This is a genomic window from Erythrobacter donghaensis (assembly GCF_001557325.1).
GTDB classification, from domain to species: domain Bacteria; phylum Pseudomonadota; class Alphaproteobacteria; order Sphingomonadales; family Sphingomonadaceae; genus Erythrobacter; species Erythrobacter donghaensis_B.
In genome coordinates this window covers 1-5,200 of record NZ_LSJS01000021.1, presented here as the reverse complement: position 1 = coordinate 5,200, position 5,200 = coordinate 1, and the positions used below count along the sequence as shown (strand labels likewise).

At 67.8% G+C, this 5,200-nt stretch carries 4 protein-coding genes, 1 tRNA gene and 1 pseudogene; 4 read left to right on the top strand and 2 right to left on the bottom strand.

The genetic code is table 11. From position 1 onward, the window contains the following. A pseudogene (locus tag AX692_RS00345) lies at positions 1-200 on the bottom strand (DUF1134 domain-containing protein); the annotation flags it as partial. A gap of 266 nt (positions 201-466) precedes the next feature. On the opposite strand from AX692_RS00345, the gene AX692_RS00340 reads away from it, so the two are divergent. Further along, positions 467-557 (top strand) — tRNA-Ser (locus AX692_RS00340). A 131-nt stretch (positions 558-688) separates the two neighbouring features. Here the strand turns inward: AX692_RS00340 and AX692_RS00335 are convergent. Continuing rightward, positions 689-2,110, bottom strand: a complete 1,422-nt coding sequence (locus tag AX692_RS00335) for a family 43 glycosylhydrolase (RefSeq protein WP_073977508.1) — start codon at positions 2,108-2,110, stop codon at positions 689-691. Positions 2,111-2,189: 79 nt separating this feature from the next. On the opposite strand from AX692_RS00335, the gene AX692_RS00330 reads away from it, so the two are divergent. The 3 genes from AX692_RS00330 (at position 2,190) to AX692_RS00320 (ending at position 5,075) form a co-directional block, all read left to right on the top strand. Further along, positions 2,190-3,026, top strand: coding sequence for a phytanoyl-CoA dioxygenase family protein (locus AX692_RS00330; RefSeq protein ID WP_073973323.1), 837 nt, complete (start codon positions 2,190-2,192; stop codon positions 3,024-3,026). A 76-nt stretch (positions 3,027-3,102) separates the two neighbouring features. Continuing rightward, the gene (locus AX692_RS00325; protein ID WP_073973322.1) at positions 3,103-4,200 is read left to right on the top strand and encodes an ABC transporter ATP-binding protein; all 1,098 of its coding nucleotides are present in this window, start codon (positions 3,103-3,105) and stop codon (positions 4,198-4,200) included. Next, positions 4,197-5,075, top strand: a complete 879-nt coding sequence (locus AX692_RS00320; protein ID WP_073973321.1) for a carbohydrate ABC transporter permease — start codon at positions 4,197-4,199, stop codon at positions 5,073-5,075. Before AX692_RS00325 ends, AX692_RS00320 begins: the two co-directional genes overlap by 4 nt. The last annotated feature ends 125 nt before the right edge of the window (positions 5,076-5,200 follow it).

The window sequence follows — 5,200 nt, the reverse complement described above, 5'->3', positions numbered from 1 at the left end:
GTGGTGGCCGGCGGGGCCTGGGGCGCGGCGAGGTCGGCATCGATGTCGCCGTTCTGCTGGCTGTAGGCCGCATCGGGATCGACGGTCTCGAGATCCTGCGCCAGCGTCGGAGCGGCGAGGGACAGGGCCGCGAGCGCCCCCAGCGCATAGCCCGCCAGGCGGCGGCCGAGATCGGGGAAGCGGGCGTTCATCATGCTCATTTTGCGACCTTTCGCATGTCAGTGTCAGCCCCGGTTTTCTGCGCATCGGAGAAGAATCGCATCCGCCGCGCGAGGCAACCGTCCGTCGCCGAGGCGAATCCGAATTGCGACGAACCGTGGCAGGGCTATCGCTGCGTGCCTGAACACGGCCAGAACCGGCGCGGACCACAGCGCTGCGGGCACGGCTGCGGTTTTTTCGCCAAGCCACCTTGCCGCTGGCCCAATGCCCGACTATAGCCCCGCCCTCGCAGCCCAAGCTGATGCCCGGAGACGTGGGTGAGTGGCTGAAACCAGTTCCCTGCTAAGGAACCGTACTCTATCAGGGTACCGAGGGTTCGAATCCCTCCGTCTCCGCCATCGGCTCAGCGCTTTTGCCCTCGCCTTGCGCGCCGCGCGCGACGCAGGGCGGCTGCGCCCCTGACCCTGCCCCTATCTCCAGCCGAGCCCGATCCCGACCAGCATCGATATCCGATGCGGCGCAGACCCGCTCAGGACAGCGTGACCTTCTCCTGCGAGAATTCCAGTTTCGTCGTCAGCAGCGCGCGGAAGCAGTTGTAGCCACCGGTGCCGGGAAAGAAGGCGTGGAAGAACAGCTGCGGCCGGTCGTCGAGCCTCGGTGCGACCGAGGCGTGGCCGGGTGCCCACCAGGTCTTGACCGACTTCAGGAGCGGCCCCTCCTGCTTCACGTAAGGCCCCAGCGGATGGTCGGCGACCGCGACGCCGATGCCGTAGGCGGGCGTGCCGAAGTCGTTGCCCGCATAGAACATCCAGTAACGCCCCTCCTGGAGCGTCACCCACGGGCCTTCGATGAGGTGGCCTTCCCATTCCTGGTCATTGGTCAGCACGATCGTGTCGCTGCCGACGAGATTGCCCTCCTCGTCCAGCCGCTGGGCATGGATCGGGGTGCTCATCGCGTCGACGATGAAGGCGGCCTCCTCGACCTCGGAGAGCACGGATTTCACCTGCTCCCAGTTGTCGAGCACCGCCTCGATCATCGGCTGCATCAGGAAGAAGCGCTCCATCGGGCGACGGGTGTTGGCCCAGGGCTGGACCGCTGCGGAAAAGCGCGCGGTGCGGCGGTCGGCCTCCTCGGTGAAGATCCGGTCGACGAGATCGGGGCGGCGGCGCAGCAGCCCGGCGAGCGGGCGCGGCCAGACGCCGTTGGTGTCGCGCTTCCAGAACAGGTAGCGCTCGCCGGTCGCGTCGATGAAGATGTGGCTGTCGATCACGCCCCCGCTCAGCATCGGCTGGGTCGGATCGTCGGGGAAGTTGGTGGTGTTGATCGCGAAGCCGGCCACCAGCGGGTGGCCCAGATCGGTCCACGGGCCGGTCGGGTGCGGGGCCTTGGCAAGGCCGATGGCTAGCGCGTTGGAGCGCTGACGGGCGGTGTAGACCAGCCAGTATTCATCCCCGACCTTCGCCATCTCGGGCGCCCAGTAGTCGCCGATCGAGCGGCCATGCGCGGTCCATTCGGGTGCCTCGCCCTCGGGGAAGACGAAGCCCTTGTGGCTCCAGCTCTCGAGATCGTGCGAATGGAGGATCGGGAAGGCGTCGGGCGCATCGTTGGAGGTGGCGACCAGCCAGTAGCCCTCCTCGGTCTTGAGCACCGCCGGATCGCCGTATCCCGCTGTCGTGCGGGGGCTGAGGTTGTCGAGGATCAGCGGACGCCAGTCGGGCTCGGGCCCGTCGATCGGCACGGGCTTGTGCCCGGCGGGCGAGCGCGTCCCGAAATCGCGGGCGAGCTCGCTGAAGAACACCGCATAGTGGTTATGCTGGCCGGTGGGGATGCGATAGGCGTGGGTCTTGTCGCCCAGCGTCACGGTGAAACGCGTGGCGATGCCTTCGGCAACCGGTTCGACCGCGAAGGACGCAAGGAGATCGGCGTCGGCGGGAGAGGCGATATCGTGCATGGGCATTCTCTCTGGAGGGTCTCGCCAAGACGGTTCTCGGCTGCTAAATCTGATTTGTATGATAATTTCAGAGGCGGTAATGGCAAGCACTTTCGATGATCCGGAATGCTACGAGGCCGGGGCGATCATGGGCGGGATTTACGGCGAGGGCATCATCGCTCTGGCAGGCGCGTTCGATCCGTCGCTCGCCGACCGGCTGCATGCCGAGATCATGGCGATCTTCGCCGAGGTGAAGGACGTGCCCGGCGGGGTGCTGCCGCGCGGGCCGGAGCGCTGGTATGTCGAAATCCAGCCCGAGCGCCTTTCGGACTTCGCAACCATCGCGGCCCATCCGTGGTTCATCGCGGTCTGTACGGCGGTATTGGGGCAGGATTACCGCATCATTGAGGTCGGATTCGACATCCCCTTCCCCGGCGCGGCCGACCAGCCCTGGCACCGCGATTTCGCCGTGCCCGAGGCGACCACCGCCGGCCGCCGGCTCAATTCGCTCGCCTTCAATCTGACCACGGTCGACACGCGCCCCGAACACGGCCCCTTCGAGATCGCTCCGGGCACCCAATGGGACAGGTTCGAGGGCTGCGCCAAGGGCATGTTCCCGCCGCCGGACTTGTGGCCGCGCTATGCGGCGCGCGCGGTGAAAAAGCTCCCGAGACGCGGCGACATCGCGGCGCGCTCGGCGCTGACAGTGCATCGCGGCACCGCCAATGTCTCGGCCGAACCGCGCCCGGTGCTGGTGATCGGGGTCGACACGCCCGATGCCACCAACGGCGCACACCACGACCTTCAGGCGACCGCCGCCTATCTCGCCAGTCTCCCCCCGCAGGTGCGCGACCATTTGCCCGCACGGGTGGTCGAACGGCTCGAGCCGGTAATTCAGCACCATGTTATCGAAGGGCTTCTGGCGGCGACCTATTGAAAAACCGCAGGTGCGTTGACCTGCGCGGGCAGATGCATCATTGTCCAATAAATATGATAATTGAGAGGGGGAGCTTTTGCCCGGTCTGGAGCTGATCGCGGTCTGCAAGTCCTACGGCGAGACGCTTGTGCTCGACCGCGTGTCGCTGGACATTGCGCCGCGCGAGTTCATCGCCTTCCTCGGCCCTTCGGGCAGCGGCAAGTCGACCCTGCTGCGGATCATCGCCGGGCTGGAGAGCCTCGATAGCGGCGAGGTGCGGCTCGATGGCGAGCGGATCGACGGGCTCGCTCCCGGCGCCCGCGGGATCGCGATGGTGTTCCAGCACTATGCGCTCTACCCGCACATGACCGTGCGCGAAAACATGGCCTTCGGGCTGCGCAATGCGGGCGTCGCCAAGGACGAGATCGCGCGGCGGATCGCGCAGGCGGCAGACATTCTCGAGATCGCGGAGCAGCTCGACAAGAAGCCGGGGCAGATGTCGGGCGGGCAGCGCCAGCGGGTCGCGATCGGGCGCGCGATCGTCAAGCAGCCGCGGCTGTTTCTGCTCGACGAGCCCCTGTCGAACCTCGATGCCGCCTTGCGCGGGCGCACGCGGGTGGAGCTGGCGCAGCTGCGCCATCGGGTGGATGCGGCGCTGATCATGGTGACGCACGACCAGGCCGAGGCGATGACCCTCGCCGACCGCATCGTGATCCTCGACGATTGCTGCATCCAGCAGGTCGGGACGCCTGCGGAAGTCTATGCGCGCCCCGCCAATGCCTTTGTCGCGCGCTTCGTCGGCTCGCCCCCGATGGCGATGCTGCCTGCGACCATCGCGGGCGCCGTGTCCGGCCGCGTGCAGGTGCGGCTGGCCGAGGGGACGGTGCTCGCCACCGCGGTGCCTGCAGGCGAGCTGGTCGCGGGAACCGAGGTCGAGGTCGGCCTGCGGCCCGAGCACGTGCGCCTCGCCGCGCCGGGCGGGGCGGGGCTCGCGGCGCGGGTCGAGCTGGTCGAGCGGCTGGGCGACCGCACGTTCCTCTACGCCCGGCTCGCGGACGGCGCGGAGATCGTCGCGCTCGAGCCCGGCTTCGGCACGGTGCGAGCGGGCGAGACGGTGACGCTCGACCTCGATGCCGCGGCCGCGCACATCTTCACCGCGGGCGGCGCGGCGCATCATCCGGAGCCGCGCGCGTGAACGCCGCGGCACGGGATCGGCTGGCCGGCTATGCTTTCGTCGCGCCGGTCCTGCTGGTCTATGCCGCCATCCTGGTGGTGCCGCTCGTCATGGGGCTGGTCATCAGCCTCCACCGCGCCGACCTTTTCGGGCGGCGCGAGTGGATCGGGCTCGGCAACTATGCGGAGGCGCTGGGCGATCCGGTGCTGCATCAGGCTTTCGGCAACACCTTGCTGCTGGCGCTGCTGATCGTGCCGCCGCTGACGGTGATCGCACTGCTGCTGGCGCTGGCATTGAACCGCTCGGGCCGGTTTGCGGCGGTTTTGCGCGGCGTGTTCTTCTCCTCGCTGGTGCTGTCGGTCACCATCGTCACGCTGATCTGGCGCTTCATCCTGACGCCCGACGCTGGGCTGATCGCCGAGGGGCTGGAGGCCACGGGCCGCGCCCCGATCCCGTTCCTGTCCGATCCCGATCTCGTCATCCCAGCCATCGCGATCACCACTTTGTGGTGGTCGCTCGGATTCCCGATCATGCTGATCCTCGCCGGGCTCCAGCAGGTGCCGGGCGACATCTACGAGGCCGCCGCGCTCGACGGTGCGGGCCGCTGGACGGTGCTGCGACGCATCACCATCCCCGCGATCCGCCGCACGCTGCTGCTGGTGGTCATGCTCCAGACTGCGGCGCAGTTGCAGCTGTTCGGGCAGGCGCAGCTGCTGACCGGCGGCGGCCCGGGCGGAGCCTCGCGGACGATCGTGCTCTACATCTTCGAAGTCAGCTTCGGGCGTTGGGAGCTGGGCTATGCCACCGCCATCGCCGAGCTGCTGTTCGGGATGATCATCGCCCTCACGCTTCTCCAATACTGGCTGGTCACCCGTCACGAGGAGCCGCGCGCATGACGGGGGCACGTCTTCACCCGCTCGTTGTTCTGGCGTTGCTGCTTGGCGCGGGGGTCATGCTCGCGCCGATGGGTCGTCTAATCGCGTGCTGTTTGGCAAGCATTTTCTGAGCTGACCGTATGCCG